Raw genomic sequence first — 13,651 nt, 5'->3', positions numbered from 1 at the left:
AGCTTGCGAGGTCGTGCATGGGCAGAGCGCGGCCGGCACGGGACCGACGAGCGCAGCGAGGAGGTGCCGTGGCGGTGCTGATCGACCCCCCGGTGTGGCCCTGGCGCGGCCGGCGCTGGTCGCACCTGGTCAGCGACGTCTCCTACGAGGAGCTGCACGCCTTCGTCGCCACCGAGCTCGGCATCCCGCGGCGGGCGTTCCAGGGCGACCACTACGACGTCCCCGACGAGCTCTACGAGGTGGCGGTGGCCGCCGGCGCCGAGCCGGTGGGCGGACGGGAACTGCTCGCCCGGCTGATGGGGGCGGGGCTGCGGCTCAAGAAGAGGCACGGCGCCGTAGCAGGCTGAGCTCGGCGGCGAGGTTGGCCCGCGCCCGCGGCGTCCACTCGGCGGCGACGGCCGGCAGCCGGTACAGCGCCGGGAGGGCCAGCAGGTGCTCGAGGACGGCGGTGCGGCCCGCGGTGAACTCGGCGTCGGAGAGGTGCCCGTACTCCTCGCGCACCGCCGAGGCGTAGGCGGCGTAGGCCTCGGGCGGCCCGGCGAGCACCGCGAGGTCGGCGTCGCAGAGGACGGCGCCGTTCGCGTCGCCCGGAGCCGGGTCGTGCCCCGCGGTGAGCAGCACCAGCCGGGCCACCTCCTCGACCCGGCCGGCCGGCACCAGCCCGCGCAGGCCGGCGCGCGCCCGCTCGGCGCTGACCGCCTCGTTGTCGCCGCGGCGGGGGTCGTAGACGACGTCGTGGTACCAGGCGGCCAGCCGCACCGCGTCGGGGTCGGTCGCGGCGCCGGCCAGCTCCCCGACCAGCCCGAGGACGGCGGCCAGATGGGCCAGGTCGTGGTAGCGGCGGTGCGGCTCGCCCCACGCCGCGACGACGGCGGCCCACTCGGTGCGGGAGGTCGGGGAGTCGCCGGCCAGCTCCGCCCAGGCCTCGAAGCCCACGAGGGTCATGCCATCCCGCAGGTGCGCAGCGTGAGGAGCGCCAAGGCGCGGGCCGCGGTGACGAGCTCGTCGACCGGCACCCGCTCCAAGGGCCCGTGGGCCAGGTGCAGGTCGCCGGGACCGTAGTGCAGCGTGGGCACCCCCGCCGCCGCGTAGAGCCGCAGGTCGCTGCCTGCGGGGATCGCCCGCTCGGGCGGCACCCCGGCGCCGGCGTCGGCGACCGCGCGCTGGACGGTCGGCAGCAGCGGGTGCCCCTCGGGGAGCGAGCCGCTGGCGAAGGCGCCGCCGGTCCAGGTGAGCCGCACCGGGTGCTCGGCCAGCCAGGGGTCGGCCGCGCAGATCGCGGCCAGCCGGCGCTCGAACGCCGTCCTGGCCTCGGCGACATCCTCGCCGAGCCGCACCCCGTAGCGGCCGTCGGCGACCAGCCGGTCGGGCACCGAGCTGGCCCAGTCCCCGGCCCGCACCTGCCCGATGTTGATGCCGTACGGGTAGGGGGCGTCGCCGAAGCGTGGGTCGGCGCCCTGCTGCCGCTCCGCCTCGAACGCGCGCAGCCCGGCGTGCACCCCGGCGAAGAGCTCGATGGCGCTGACCCCGCGGTCGCGGTGGGCCGCGTGCGCCGCGTGCCCGGGGACCTCGAGCCGGAAGGTGAGCGCGCCTGCGTTGGCGGTGACGACCGCACCGGCGGTCGGCTCGGGGATGACGCACACGTCGCCACGGTGCCCGCGTCGCAGGGTCGCCCAGGCGCCGAGGCCGCCGTCCTCCTCGCCGACGACGGCGTGCACCGCGACCGGCCGGGCCAGCCGCACCCCCGCCGTCCGGACGGCGGCCAGCGCGGCGAGGGCGGCCACCACCCCGGCCTTCATGTCGCAGGACCCGCGGCCGTGCACGGCGCCGCCGGCGATGCGGGGGTCGAACGGGTCAGCCGGCCACAGCGTGCGGTCCCCGGCCGGGACGACGTCGGTGTGGCCGGAGCAGACGAGCGCCGGGGTCCCCTCCCCGGCCGCGCAGGCGGTGCCGACGACGCCCCACGCCTCGCTGCGCTCGACCTCCTGGCCGGGCGCGTCCGGCGCCGTGGCCGCGGCGGCGAGGTCGACCTCCCACCGGTCGACGGCGCACCCGAGCTCCTCCAGCCAGTCGCCGACCAGGTGCTGGACCTCCGACTCGGCCGGGGTGCCGCCGACCGAGGGGACGGCCACCAGGTCGCGCAGCCGGGAGATCGCCCAGGCCTCGTCGACGGCGGACAGCACACGCGCCTCGGCAGCGGACAGGTCAGCCACGGGCGGAGTCTGGCACGGGCTCGGAGGGGCCGAAGTCACCCGCCCCGGCCCGTGTGACGGCGTTCCGGCGGGGTAGCGTCGGAGGTGTCCGGGCCGGGTGCATCGTGCCCCCGGGTGCCATTTGGTTACGCCTTCACGGACTACCGCCCCGACCTCGGTCGGGGGCCTGGAGCCGCGTTGTGCATCTCGCCGCGAGGCGGCCGTCGCCCGGTCCGGACCCCGGCCTCCCTTTCGGCGTGCCGTCGTCCCGCGAGCCCCTTACGGTCGATGCCGTCCAGCAAACCGGGCGATCGGTGGGGTTCCCATGGCAGGCGCAGTGCAGCAGGGTCCCGGCACGACGACCGACGAGCGGCACCGGCTACCGGTCAAGACGCTCGTCTCGGCGAGCATCGGCAACGCCGTCGAGTGGTTCGACTGGACGGTCTACGCGACGTTCGTCGTCTTCTTCGCCGGCCAGTTCTTCCCGGCCGAGAACCAGGCCCTGGCGCTGATCGGGGCGACGTCGACGTACGCGCTGGCCTTCTTCTTCCGGCCGTTGGGCGGCATCCTGCTCGGCCGGTTCGCCGACCTGCGCGGCCGCAAGGCCGGGATGCTGCTGACCATCCTGCTGATGGCGGGTGGCTCGATGGTGATCGCGATCCTGCCCACGTACGAGCAGGTGGGCTGGCTGGCGCCGGTCCTGCTGCTGCTCGCCCGCGTCGCGCAGGGCATGTCCCTCGGCGGTGAGGTCTCCAACGCCTCGGCCTACCTGGGGGAGATCGCCCCGCCGGCCCACCGCGGCCGCTACTCGTCGTTCTTCTACATCTCCACCGGCTCGGCGCTGCTCGCCGCGTCCCTGCTCGGCGTCCTGCTCACCAGTGTTCTCAGCGAGGACCAGCTGCAGAGCTACGGCTGGCGCATCGCGTTCTTCATCGGCGGTCTGCTCGGCTTCATCGGCATGTGGCTGCGCCGGTCGCTGGTGGAGACCGAGCAGTTCGAGGAGAACGCCGAGAAGGCGCGCAACACCAAGCACCCACTGCTGCAAACCATCAAGTACCACCCCAAGGCCGTCGTGCAGCTGTGCGCCTTCACGCTCTTGTCGACGCTGTCCTACTACACGTTCTTCAGCGCCCTCACCCCGTTCGCCATCACCTTCCGAGACGCGGACAAGACCGACGTCTTCATCGCCCTGTCGATCGGCACCGCGCTGTTCGTGGCACTGTGCTTCCCGTTCGGGGCGCTGTCGGACCGGATCGGCCGCAAGCCGCAGCTGCTCCTCTGGTCCGGTGCGATGGCGGTGCTCATCGTGCCGCTGTCGTTCCTGGTGCGGGACAACCTGTTCTCGCTGATCGTCGTCTTCTGCACGGGGCTCGGGCTCTACGCGCTGATGGCGTCGATCGCGCCCGCGATCATGAGCGAGCTGTTCCCCACGGAGCTGCGCGCGACGGGTATCGGGGCCTGGTACAACCTGACGGTCGCCACGTTCGGCGGCACGGCCCCGTTGGTGATCACCTGGCTGTCGAACAACGACCGGCCACTGTGGTTCTTCTGGTACGTGGCCATCGCCGCGGCCCTCGCGTTCGCCGTGATCCTGACCTTGCGGGAGACCAAGGGCACCGAGCTGCGCTGAGGCCCGGCTGAGGGGCCTCAGCACCGGTCCGCGCACCCGGGGTCTGCCTGGCCGGCCGATGCCGGGAGCGGGGCCTCAGCACGACCGTCATCGACACCGATGACAGGAGACGGCCGTGAACACCTACCCCAACCCCGGACTCGAGGCAGAGCTCGCCTACCGCCGCGAGGTGCTGCAGCAGCTCGGTCGCGGTACCCGCACCCGGCGCCCGGGCCGGGCCACCTCCCGCTGGACGCGGTGGGTGGGCTGAGAGAGGACCCCGGCCTCCTTGGAGGGGCCCGCCGCGAGCCTGCGAGCGGTGGGGGCAAGGGGGTCCGTCTGCCACGATCGGCGCCGTGGCGCAGTGGGACGACGACCGACCGCTGGTGGGCCGGGACGCGGAGCTCACCCGGCTGCTGACCACGGTCGACCGCGCCCTCGAGGGCCGCGCCGGGGCGGTGCTGCTGGCCGGTGACGCGGGCGTCGGCAAGACCCGGCTGCTCGACGAGCTGGCCGCGCGCGCCGCCGAGCGGGGCCTGCGGGTGCTCACCGGGCACTGCGTCGACCTCGGCGACGTCGGGCTGCCCTACCTGCCGTTCGTGGACCTGCTGCGCCCGGTCGCCGCGGGGTCCGGACTGCCGGAGCTGCTCGCCGGCCGTGGTGCGCCCGCGGTCCCCGAGCCGCCGCCGGGGGACGTCGCCGACCTCGGCCGCCCGCTGGTCCGCCGTCCCGTCGCGGACGGCGGGCGGCTGCAGCTGTTCGAGTCGGTGGCGGCGCTGCTCGGCGAGGTGGCCGCGGAGACGCCGCTGCTGGTCGTGCTCGAGGACCTGCACTGGGCCGACCGCTCCAGCCGCGACCTGCTGCGCTACCTGCTGGCCCGGCTGGCCGACGAGCCGATCGCGCTCGTCGCCTCCTACCGCTCCGACGACCTGCACCGGCGCCACCCGCTGCGCCCGCTGCTCGCCGAGCTGGTGCGGCTGCCGGGAGTCGAGCGGCTGGAGCTGGCGCCGCTGCCGGACGACGCCGTCGGCGCGCTGGTGCGCGGGCTGGCCGCCGGCGTCCCGGAGCGCACGGTGGAGGACGTCGTCGCCCGCGCCGAGGGCAACGCCTTCTACGCCGAGGAGCTGCTGGCGGCCGGGCTGGCCGGCGAGACGCTGCCGCTGGGGTTGACCGACGTGCTGCTGGCCCGGGTGGAGCAGCTCGGCGAGGCGGCCCAGCGGGTGCTGCGCGTGGCCGCGGTCGCCGGCCGGCGGGTGCGCCACGACCTGGTCGCCGCCGTCAGCGGGCTGCCGCCGGCCGAGCTGGAGGCCGCCCTCGCCGAGGCGGTGCACCACCACCTGCTCGTGGTCTCCGGCGACGGCCGCTACCGCTTCCGGCACGCTCTGCTGCGGGAGGCGATCCTGGCCGACCTGCTGCCCGGCGAGCGGGTGCGGCTGCACGCCACGACGGCCGCCCACCTCGCCGCCACGCCGGGTGCCGGCACCGCCGCGGAGCTGGCCCACCACGCCCGCGCCAGCAACGACCTCGCCGGCGCGTTCACCGCGTCACTGGAGGCGGCGGCCGAGGCGTGCCGGGCCGGGGCCCCGGCCGAGCAGCTGCAGCACCTGGAGGCGGCGCTGGCCCTGTGGCCGGCGGTACCCGACGCGGCCTCCCGCGCCGGGCAGGACCAGCCGGCCCTGCTGCTCGACAGCGCGGCCGCCGCCCGGGCCGCCGGGGAACCGCAGCGGGCGGTAGCGCTGGTCCGCGCCGCCCTGGACCTGCTCGGCCCGGACGGCGACCCGGTCGAGCGGGCGCGAGTGCACTACCGGCTGGCGCAGGCGCTCAGCGGGGTGGAGGACCAAGCGGCGGCCCACCGGGAGAGCACCCGGGCCCTGGGGCTGGTGCCGGCCGACCCGCCGTCCGTGGTGCGCACCTGGGCCGCCGCCACCCACGCGCGCACCAGCTGGTCGCTGGGCCGGCGGGCGGAGGCCGAGGCCGCGGCCCGCGAGGCGCTGGCCGCCGCCGACGCGCTCGGCCTGGACAGCGCCTGGGCCGACACCGCGGTGTCGCTGGCCCGGATGGGTGTCAGCGACGACCTGACCGGTCGGCTCGAGGAGGCCCTCGTGCGCGCCCGGCGGTCGGGCGACACTGACGTCGAGCTGCGGGTGCTGTTCAACCTCGCCGTCGTCCCGTACGAGACCGGGGACGTCGCCGCCACGCTGCGCTGGGTCGACGAGGCGCTGGTGCGCGCGGCCGAACTCGGCGTGGAGTGGTCCTTCTACGGCGCCGAGCTGCGCCACCTGGGCGTGTCGGCCCGCTACGTGTCCGGCGACTGGGACGGCAGCCTGGAGCTCGCCGAGGCGCTGGCGCGGGTGCCGCCGATGGCGGCCCACGTGCGCGGCCGGCCTGCTGGTTCTGGTCGGGCGCGGCGCCCCGACGGCAGCCGAACGGGTGGTCTGGGCGCGCGGGCTGGCTGCCCACCTGGACGCGCACGTCCTGCTGCTGCTGGCGACCGCCGGGGCGCAGATCGACCTGGCCGCCTGGGCCGGGGACGCCGGGACCGCGGTGGCGCGGGCACGCGAGGCCGTGCAGCAGGTGCGGACGTACTGGGACGTCGACCGGCTGGCCGTCCTCCGGCTGGTCGCGATGGCGCTGGCCCCGGTCGGCGACGCCGCCGCGGCCGCCCGGCTGCAGGGTGACGAGGCCGCGGTGCGGCGCTGGGTCGGCGCGGGGGAGGACCTGGTCGCCGAGGCCCGGGCCGCCGTCGCGGACCGGCTGCGCCACGTCGGGTCGTTCGGCGTGGAGGCGGCCGCCTGGCAGGCGCGGATCGAGGCCGAGGCGGCCCGGCTGGCCGGCCGGGCGGATCCGGCGCCGTGGCGGTCCGCGGTGCACGCGTTCGGCTACGGGCACGTCTACGAGCAGGCCCGGTCGCGGTGGCGGCTGGCCGAGGCGCTGCTGGCCGCCGGCGACCGGGCGTCCGCCGCCGCGGAGCTGCGGGCGGCCGCCGAGGTCGCCACCCGGCTCGGCGCCGCGCCCCTGCGGTCGGCGGTCACCGCCCTGGCCCGGCGGGGCCGGCTGGAGCTGCCCGGGGCCGGGCGTGTGCCGGACTCGGCGGCGGTCCTCACCCCGCGGGAGGCCGAGGTGCTGCGGCTGCTGGCCCAGGGCCGCACCAACCGGCAGATCGGCGCGGAGCTGTACATGAGCGAGAAGACCGCGAGCGTGCACGTCAGCCGGATCCTGGCCAAGCTGGGCGCGGGCGGGCGGGCGGACCGAGGCCGTGGCCCTCGCCGCCGCCCGCGGCCTGCTCACCCCGGCTCCGGGCTGACGCGGGCCTGCCCGGTCGGGTAGCTGACCCGCGGCGGGGCTTCGGGCAGGGTGGCGGCGTGCCTGCCGTCGAGTCCGCGCGCCACCCGGCCACCTGGCTGATGACGGCGTGGGCCTGGCCGCTGTGGTGGGCGGTGCAGGGGAGCGCCGCCGGGCCGTACGCCCGCCGGGACGCCGAGCGGTGGGCGCAGTGCCTGGAGCGGCCACAGCTGGAGCGGCTGCCGGAGAGCGCGCGCTTCGGCTGGCTGGTCGCCCGGCACCCGGAGTTCCGCTCGCTGGTGCACTACCGGCTCACCCCGCTGCCGTGGCCGGTGCGGCTGTTGCTGCGCCTCGTCTACCGGCCGCTGCCCACGCTGCACCTGAACTGCGCGGAGATCGGCCCGGGGCTGTTCATCGAGCACGGCTTCGCGACCACGCTGACCGCGCGCACCGTCGGGCGGGACTGCCGGGTCAACCAGCAGGTCACCGTCGGGCACACCGGGCGCGGTCAGCCGGTCATCGGGGACCGGGTGAGCATCGGAGCCGGTGCCGTCGTCGTCGGGCCGGTCACGGTGGGGGACGACGCCCGCATCGGCGCCAACGCCACCGTCGTCCGGGACGTGCCGCCCGGCGCGGTCATGCTCGCCCCGCCCGCCGTCGCCCGGTAGCGACCGCGGCGCCGACTGCGCGGTTGCAGTCGGCGACACGCGCGGACACGCCAGGTCGAGCGACCACAACCGCTCACTCGACGGCACGTGCCGCCCGTTGCCCGACACTGCAGCACCCGCGATCGCGCGGAGCCCGGCAATGCCCCTACAACATCGTGCGGAGGCGCTCGCGGCGGGCGCGGAGCACGTCGACCGACGCGGAGGCCGACGGCGGCCCGGGGACGGCCTTGCGCAGCTCGGTGTGCACCACCCCGTGCGGCCTGGAGGTCTTGGCCGCGACCCGGGCGACCAGCCGGTTGACCTCCCGGCGCAGCTCGGCGGCGTCCCGCCAGGAGCGGCCGGCGTCGTCCTCGTCGGGGTGGTCCTCGACGAGGGGCAGCTCGCCGGTGTCGTCGTGCACGCGCTGGGCGATGCGCAGCCGCAGCTCCTCGTCGCGCTGGGCGAGCAGGGACGCCGTCTGCTCCGGGGTGAGCAGGCCGGGGATGCCGAGGAAGTCCTCCTCCTCGTCGGCCAGCGGCTGGACGGCGGAGCGGCCCTCGCCGGTGTGCGCGGTGCCGCTGTGCAGCACGTGCGCGAACCGGGCGTCGGCCTCCAGCGCCTCGAACTGCTTCATCGTGACCGGCTCGCGCTCCTTGGGCGGGAGCGGCTCGAGGTCGAGCTCGTCGCCCTGCACCGTCTTCGGCGGGGGCATGACGTGGTTGCGCTGCTCCTCCATGGAGGCGGCGAGGGTCAGCAGCGGCCGGACGGCGGGGAGGAAGACCGTCGCCGACTCGTGCGACGCGCGGGCGCGGACGACGCGGCCGACCGCCTGGGCGAAGAACAGCGGCGTCCGGTAGGAGGTCATCCACGCCAGGACGGCGGCCCGCGGGACGTCGACGCCCTCGGAGATCATCCGCACGCAGACGGCGATCCGGGCCGAGCCGGTGGCGAAGCGCTCGATCCTCTTCGAGGCCTTGGGGTCGTCGGAGAGGATCAGCTCGGGCGCCTTGCCGGTGACCCGGCGGACGATCTTGGCGTAGGCGCGGGCGTCGTCCTGGTCGCTGGCGAGGATCAGCCCGGCGGCGTCGGGCATGCCGCCCTCCTCGCGCAGGTGGGTGATCCGGTCGTCCATGGCCGCGATCACGTGCGGCACCCACTGGCCCTTCGGGTCCAGCGCGGTGCGCCAGGCCTGCATCTCCACCGAGCGGGTGCCGGCCTCGGACAGCGAGGCGGCGACGACCTCGCCGGCGGAGTTCCGCCAGCGCGACGTCCCCGTGTAGGCGGCGAAGACGACCGGGCGGACGACGCTGTCGGCCAGCGCCTCCTTGTAGCCGTAGGTGTAGTCCGCGCGGCTGACCAGACCGATCCCGCCCTCGCCGTCGTCCCCCTCGAACGTGTCCTCCTCGTAGCGCACGAAGGGGATCCGCTCGTCGGGCTTGGTGCGGAACGGCGTCCCGGTCAGGCACAGCCGGCGCGCGGCGAAGCCGTAGGCCTCCTCGACCGCCTCGCCCCAGGACAGGCCGTCACCGGCGTGGTGCACCTCGTCGAGGACGACCAGCGTCTTGACCGCGGTGGAGCGGGCGGCGTGCAGCATCGGCTTGCCCGCGACCTGCGCGTACGTGGTCACGTAGCCCTGCGTGCCGGCGCGCACCGGGCCGACGGCGTTGGTCAGGTTCGGGTCGAGGACGATGCCCATCCGGTCGGCGGCCTCGGCCCACTGCAGGCGCAGGTGGTCGGTCGGGCAGACGACGACCACGCGGGCGACCTCGCGCCGCTGCAGCAGCCGCGCGGCCAGGGTCAGGGCGAAGGTCGTCTTGCCCGCGCCGGGGGTCGCGGTGACCAGGAAGTCCTTCGGGGCGGCCTGCTCGTACTGCTCCAGCGCGGCCTGCTGCCAGGCCCGGAGCGGTCGGCTGGTCCTCTGCGGGGCGACCGCCTCCGCGCGTGCTGCACTCGCCATGTCGAGGGCCATCCTGCCTGCGCCGGAGGAGACACGCCCAACCGGCCGCCTCCCGCGCGTGCCGCCCGCGACGACGTATGGCACCGCTCGAGAGCGCGCTGACCTGCGCCGACGTCGCGCCGGGCGGCCCGGTGTGGCGATCGTCTCGCCCGACGGACGGGCCGTTCCGTCCTGCAGACCCCAGTGGCCCCTCGGGTCAGGCCGGTGCGACGACCGGCAGTCCCGCGTCGGTGGCTGCCTGCGCCAGTCGCTCGTCGTAGACCACGAAGGCGTCCAGCACCGGCCCGAGGCCCAGGGCCGTCGCCAGGTGCAGCGCGTCCGGGCTGCGCAGGGACGACGGGCCGAGGTCGGCGGCCGCAGCGAGCAGGCCCTGGGTGATCGGGACCAGGTCCACCCCGGCCAGGAGCGTCCGGGCTCGGGCCACGCCGGCAGGGCGGCTCGGGCCACGGCGCGGATGAGCTCGACCCTCACCAGAGCGCTGGCCGTGACCGAGAGTGGGGCCCGACTGTCCAGCCACGTCTCCAGTGCTGCCGACTCCGGCTCGTCGAGCACCAGCTTGACGAGGGCGGAGGAGTCGAGCGCGATCACGAGCGCTCGGCGCGCTGCTCGTCGAGCGCCTCGGACGCGCTGAGGGCCCCTGCTGGAGGCGTGATCCGGTCGGGGATGCGGAAGGGTGCGCTGGCGGGGACCAGCCGCCCCTCGGCGATGGGCCGCTCGCGTGCGGTGACCGCTGGGGACGGTGGAGACAGGACCGCGACGAGCTCACCGCGCTCGGTCACCTCGACCGTCTCGCCCGCCTTGACGAGGGCCAGGTACCGGGTGGCGTTCTGTCGCAGCTCACGCACGCCGATGCGGGTCATGGCCACTCCAGTGGCACCGGATGTGCTACATGCTGCTTCGGGCGGCACCCAGCTTCACGACCTCCTCATGAGACTCGGTCGGTCGAAGTGCCGGTAGTCGGTGCGAGGGTGAAGTCGCGGGCCGATGTCGTAGTCGGCTGAGGTTGGCCACAGCGTGCGCCCAGGAGATTACTTGACTCTGCAGGACAGTTTGCTGGTAGCAGCTGCGGTCGGTACGTTTTTTTGCCTTTGCTGGTCCGTCGGAGGATTGATCAGCGCTACCGTCAGCAGTCACTCGACCCTCAAGCATCCACAGATGGGAATGCTTGAGGTCGCCAGGGTGCGCGAGGCCACGATCACCTGGCTGGCTCTTCCAGCGTTCGCCTACGTGTTATCCGCAGTCACGAACATCGGTACGACTGCGTTGGACCGCGAAGGTTCCTCCTCGGCCCGTGGTTGGCTGATCCTGGCTGCTGGACTGATCGGCTTGGAGGTCGTGGCCGTCATGGCGGTTGTCGCAGCCGGTAGGCAGAGAAACGAATGGCGGAACCTGGGCCACTAGGGGGCTTTGGCCGTAGAAGTTGAGCGCCAGCAGAAATCGGCGTCCGCTCCGACTGTCGAGTGGATCCAGGGAGCCGAGGAGCAGGCTCGGTTCTTGGACAAGCGAAAGCGAAAGGATCGCTCGGTTATCCTCAAGAGCGCGGCGACGTCCATTCTGAGATGCCCCACGCTGCAGTGGGGCAGGAAGCCGAAGTGGGGAACTGGCTCACTGAAGGACGCTGATGGGCGCCGAATTGCCGTGCCGGTCCAGAAGAGGGTGCGTTGGCTCTGGTTCGGTCGAGCATCTCGCTCATTTCTGTGCGTGCAGACGGTGACGATTGTCTTGTGGTGGGCTGTCGCACTGCAGTCGTCGGGACTGCTCGCGTACCTGGGCGTTGGAGTCGAATGGGCCACTGGAGGCACTGTCCTGGTGCTGGTCACGTTCGCAGCGGCTCTGATCGGTTCTCGCGGAGAGTTGATATTCCAAGCCAGACTCGATGCTCGCGATCGCCTGTTGCGCCAGCAGGTCCGCGACGGGCTGCGAGAACTGCGACAGAGGAGCGAGGTGTCGCAGTCAGTGGTGGCTGCGTCGCGAACATGGCGCGATGCCGTTGCAGGGCTCTGGAAGAGGAATCCGGCCTGAATGAACGCCCGCCGTCGGCCGCTTGCTCACTCCACCCCGCCTGTCGCTGCTGCAGACGCCGGCACCCGCGCTCAGTCGGCCGGCTCGTCCGCCCAGTCGGGGCCGTTGACCTCACCGGGGCCGGCCAGGTCGGCGGCGTCGACGATCGTGTACGCGTAGCCCTGCTCGGCCAGGAAGCGCTGCCGGTGGGCGGCATACTCGGCGTCGAGGGTGTCGCGGCTGACCACGGTGTAGAAGTGCGCCTGCCGGCCGTCGGCCTTGGGGCGCAGTACCCGGCCGAGCCGCTGGGCCTCCTCCTGCCGTGAGCCGAACGTCCCCGACACCTGGACGGCGACCGCGGCCTCGGGCAGGTCGATCGAGAAGTTGGCGACCTTGGACACCACCAGGGTCTTGACCTCCCCGGCGCGGAAGGCGTCGAAGAGCTTCTCCCGCTCCCGGTTGGTCGTCGAGCCCTGGATGACCGGGGCGTCGAGCGCCCGGCCGAGCTCGTCGAGCTGGTCGAGGTAGGCGCCGATGACCAGCTTCTGCTCGTCCGGGTGCCGGTCGAGCACCCGGCGGATCACCGGCAGCTTCGAGGTCGCGGTCGCGGCGATCCGGTACCGCTCCTCGGGCTCGGCGACCGCGTAGGTCATCCGCTCATCGTCGTCGAGGGACACCCGCACCTCGATGCACTCGGCCGGCGCGATGTAGCCCTGGGCCTCGATGTCGCGCCACGGGGCGTCGTAGCGCTTCGGGCCGATCAGGGAGAAGACGTCGTCCTCGCGGCCGTCCTCGCGCACGAGCGTCGCGGTGAGCCCCAGCCGGCGACGCGACTGCAGGTCGGCGGTGAGCCGGAAGATCGGCGCGGGCAGCAGGTGCACCTCGTCGTAGACGATCAGGCCCCAGTCCTGCGCGTCGAACAGGTCCAGGTGCCGGTACTCGCCCTTCCGGCGGGTGGTGATCACCTGGTAGGTCGCGATGGTGACCGGGCGGATCTCCTTGCGCTCGCCGGAGTACTCGCCGATCTCGTCCTCGGTCAGCGAGGTGCGGGCGATCAGCTCGCGCTTCCACTGCCGGCCGGCGACGGTGTTGGTCACCAGGATCAGCGTCGTCGCCTTCGCCTCGGCCATCGCCGCGGCGCCGACGAGCGTCTTGCCGGCACCACAGGGCAGCACGACGACGCCGGAGCCGCCGGCCCAGAAGCCCTCGACGGCCTCCTGCTGGTAGTCGCGCAGGTGCCAGTTCGACTGGTCGAGCTCGATCGGGTGCGCCTGACCGTCGACGTAGCCGGCGAGGTCCTCGGCCGGCCAGCCGACCTTCAGCAGCGCCTGCTTGAGCCGGCCCCGCTCCGAGGGGTGGACGACGACCGTGTCGTCGTCGATCCGCACGCCCAGCATCGAGGCGACCTTCTTGCTGCGGCTGACCTCCTCCAGCACCGCCCGGTCGGAGCTGGTGAGCACCAGCCCGTGCACCGGGTCGTTCTGCAGGGTCAGCCGGCCGAAGCGGTCCATCGTGTCGGCGATGTCGACCAGCAGCGCGTGCGGCACCGGGTAGCGCGAGTGGCGGACCAGCGCGTCGACGACCTGCTCGGCGTCGTGCCCGGCGGCGCGCGCGTTCCACAGCGCCAGCGGCGTCACGCGGTAGGTGTGCACGTGCTCGGGCGAGCGCTCTAGCTCCGCGAACGGCGCGATCGCCGCGCGGCAGTCGCGGGCGGCGGGGTGGTCGACCTCGAGCAGCAGCGTCTTGTCCGACTGGACGATCAGGGGGCCGTCAGACACGGGTACCTCTCGGCAGGGGGAGGGGGACGGCGGCCACGCGGGCCTCCGACACGGTAACCACGGCGGACGACAGGTCCTTCCCCGACCGCCGGCCACACCGGTCCCGTGCCCGGCTGTGCGCCGGCGGTGGTCTCCCGGGCCAGCGAGACCACACCGCGTGCACACCGGCCGGCGCGACCTCCGGC

The 13,651-nt window shown here is 74.4% G+C and carries 13 protein-coding genes; 7 read left to right on the top strand and 6 right to left on the bottom strand.

Translation table 11 applies throughout. The annotated features are described in order from the left end of the window. Nucleotides 1–68: 68 nt before the first annotated feature. Nucleotides 69–347: a DUF4031 domain-containing protein gene (locus tag BLW63_RS08955; RefSeq protein ID WP_091153974.1), complete on the top strand. Its 279-nt coding sequence runs from the start codon at nt 69–71 to the stop codon at nt 345–347. On the opposite strand, the gene BLW63_RS08950 is transcribed toward BLW63_RS08955, so the two are convergent. Together BLW63_RS08950 and BLW63_RS08945 are read right to left on the bottom strand one after the other, a co-directional pair. Further along, a complete protein-coding gene (locus BLW63_RS08950; protein ID WP_091153971.1) occupies nt 316–945 on the bottom strand; it encodes an HD domain-containing protein in 630 nt (209 codons plus the stop codon). The two genes, BLW63_RS08955 and BLW63_RS08950, sit on opposite strands and share 32 nt — an antisense overlap. Then, the gene (locus tag BLW63_RS08945; RefSeq protein WP_091153967.1) at nt 942–2,213 is read right to left on the bottom strand and encodes an ArgE/DapE family deacylase; all 1,272 of its coding nucleotides are present in this window, start codon (nt 2,211–2,213) and stop codon (nt 942–944) included. The genes BLW63_RS08950 and BLW63_RS08945 overlap by 4 nt, the downstream gene beginning before the upstream one ends. 304 nt (nt 2,214–2,517) lie before the next feature. On the opposite strand from BLW63_RS08945, the gene BLW63_RS08940 reads away from it, so the two are divergent. The 5 genes from BLW63_RS08940 to BLW63_RS08930 all read left to right on the top strand — a co-directional run bounded on the left by BLW63_RS08940 (nt 2,518) and on the right by BLW63_RS08930 (nt 7,751). Next, a complete protein-coding gene (locus BLW63_RS08940; protein WP_091153963.1) occupies nt 2,518–3,822 on the top strand; it encodes an MFS transporter in 1,305 nt (434 codons plus the stop codon). Between the two features lie 115 nt (nt 3,823–3,937). After that, nucleotides 3,938–4,072: a hypothetical protein gene (locus BLW63_RS28535; RefSeq protein WP_280140505.1), complete on the top strand. Its 135-nt coding sequence runs from the start codon at nt 3,938–3,940 to the stop codon at nt 4,070–4,072. A gap of 85 nt (nt 4,073–4,157) precedes the next feature. After that, complete coding sequence (locus tag BLW63_RS08935) at nt 4,158–6,479, top strand: ATP-binding protein (protein ID WP_244522454.1); 2,322 nt, start codon at nt 4,158–4,160, stop codon at nt 6,477–6,479. Beyond that, nucleotides 6,376–7,128 (top strand): helix-turn-helix transcriptional regulator, encoded by a 753-nt coding sequence (locus tag BLW63_RS28530; RefSeq protein WP_280140504.1) that lies wholly within the window; start codon nt 6,376–6,378, stop codon nt 7,126–7,128. The genes BLW63_RS08935 and BLW63_RS28530 overlap by 104 nt, the downstream gene beginning before the upstream one ends. A gap of 35 nt (nt 7,129–7,163) precedes the next feature. Next, entirely contained in the window at nt 7,164–7,751 is a 588-nt protein-coding gene (locus tag BLW63_RS08930) for a serine acetyltransferase (RefSeq protein ID WP_211517056.1), read from the top strand. 145 nt (nt 7,752–7,896) lie between these two features. Here the strand turns inward: BLW63_RS08930 and BLW63_RS08925 are convergent, their stop codons facing one another. The 3 genes from BLW63_RS08925 to BLW63_RS08915 form a co-directional block, all read right to left on the bottom strand. Beyond that, nucleotides 7,897–9,687, bottom strand: coding sequence for a DEAD/DEAH box helicase (locus BLW63_RS08925; RefSeq protein WP_091153960.1), 1,791 nt, complete (start codon nt 9,685–9,687; stop codon nt 7,897–7,899). A gap of 196 nt (nt 9,688–9,883) precedes the next feature. After that, on the bottom strand, nt 9,884–10,111 hold the full coding sequence (locus BLW63_RS27310) for a PIN domain-containing protein (RefSeq protein WP_091153956.1): 228 nt from the start codon (nt 10,109–10,111) through the stop codon (nt 9,884–9,886). A 160-nt stretch (nt 10,112–10,271) separates the two neighbouring features. After that, nucleotides 10,272–10,547, bottom strand: coding sequence for a type II toxin-antitoxin system Phd/YefM family antitoxin (locus tag BLW63_RS08915; protein WP_091153953.1), 276 nt, complete (start codon nt 10,545–10,547; stop codon nt 10,272–10,274). A 172-nt stretch (nt 10,548–10,719) separates the two neighbouring features. On the opposite strand from BLW63_RS08915, the gene BLW63_RS26085 reads away from it, so the two are divergent. Continuing rightward, nucleotides 10,720–11,088, top strand: coding sequence for a hypothetical protein (locus tag BLW63_RS26085; RefSeq protein ID WP_139263507.1), 369 nt, complete (start codon nt 10,720–10,722; stop codon nt 11,086–11,088). 692 nt (nt 11,089–11,780) lie between these two features. On the opposite strand, the gene BLW63_RS08905 is transcribed toward BLW63_RS26085, so the two are convergent. Further along, a complete protein-coding gene (locus BLW63_RS08905; RefSeq protein WP_091153947.1) occupies nt 11,781–13,466 on the bottom strand; it encodes a DNA repair helicase XPB in 1,686 nt (561 codons plus the stop codon). Between the last annotated feature and the right edge of the window lie 185 nt (nt 13,467–13,651).

Origin of the sequence: Geodermatophilus africanus (assembly GCF_900107105.1) — a bacterium.
Classification (GTDB): Bacteria; Actinomycetota; Actinomycetes; order Mycobacteriales; family Geodermatophilaceae; genus Geodermatophilus; species Geodermatophilus africanus.
This window is presented reverse-complemented; position numbering and strand designations above follow the sequence as displayed.